1 pseudogene is annotated in these 567 nt (G+C 67.5%); it reads right to left on the bottom strand.

Annotated elements, in window-relative coordinates:
- Positions 1–567: pseudogene (locus tag HMPREF3173_RS24505) on the bottom strand (RHS repeat protein); the annotation flags it as partial.

The following is a 567-nucleotide window of genomic DNA, read 5'->3' as shown; positions in this document are numbered from 1 at the left end:
GGTGGTCTGGGTGGTGTACGGGTCGGGCTCGAGCCCCGCGTCGTCCTCGCCCTGCCAATCGACGAGGGTGTCAGGGCTGTCGGCATTCTTGAGCAGTTGTCGGGTGACCGACTGAGACACGCCGGTCAGGGCAATGCGCTCGGTCCTCACCAGCCCGGCGGGGTCGTAGTGACGAATGCACTGGCCAGCCAGGTTTTGCGCTTGGGCCTCCGGCGTGGGGCATGCCCAGACAAAGCGCTCGATGATGCGTGCCGGCGCACCGGCCACCTGCTCCGTCACGTACAGTGGGCGGCCCGGCAGCGAGGCGTCCTCGTACTGCCAGGTGCGGGTCACGGGTGGCTCGTCGTTGTCGGGGCTGAGGTTGTGCAGGGTCAGGCACGGCCTACCGGCGACATCGCTCAGGGCCAGTGATGTTCCGGCATCGACGCTTTGCGTGCGCAAGACCTCACCGGCCAGGCTCGTCAGGTAGGTGAAGTTGACCACCCCGGCCTCGTGCAGGCGCGGGTCGGTGCTCTGGGTCAGAAAGCCACGGGCATCGTGGCGATGGTAGGTGATGCGCGTGTCCGT

This window comes from Pseudomonas sp. HMSC08G10, assembly GCF_001808425.1.
GTDB lineage: Bacteria > Pseudomonadota > Gammaproteobacteria > Pseudomonadales > Pseudomonadaceae > Aquipseudomonas > Aquipseudomonas guariconensis.
The sequence above is the reverse complement of the archived record's forward strand: the minus strand, read 5'-3'. Positions and strand labels throughout refer to the sequence as shown.